This is a genomic window from Mesorhizobium sp. M7A.F.Ca.MR.148.00.0.0, assembly GCF_003997735.1.
GTDB lineage: Bacteria > Pseudomonadota > Alphaproteobacteria > Rhizobiales > Rhizobiaceae > Mesorhizobium.
In genome coordinates this window covers 1-233 of the sequence record NZ_RZTB01000721.1, presented here as the reverse complement: position 1 = coordinate 233, position 233 = coordinate 1, and the positions used below count along the sequence as shown (strand labels likewise).

The 233-nt window shown below is 70.4% G+C and carries 1 protein-coding gene; it reads right to left on the bottom strand.

All coding sequences use genetic code 11. The features are described 5' to 3' along the window. Nucleotides 1–233, bottom strand: a 233-nt coding sequence (locus tag EOB49_RS35985) for an ATP-binding cassette domain-containing protein (RefSeq protein ID WP_127383589.1), incomplete at both ends; no start/stop codon positions are given.

Below are 233 nucleotides of genomic sequence, written 5' to 3'. Positions count from 1 at the left end.
AGCCGAGCAGCAGCCTGGCGAAGGTCGTCTTGCCGCTGCCGGACTCACCGACCAGCCCGAGCGTCTCGCCGGGTCGCAAGTCGAGCGAGACATCCTTGACGGCGCGCAGTGCATGGCCATGGCTGGCATAGGTCTTGTTCAGCCCGGCGACGCGCAGCACCGGTGCGGCTGCCGCCTTTGGGACAGGCGCCACATCGCTCGGTGTCGCGCGCGGCAGCGCCTGCGCCTTGTCG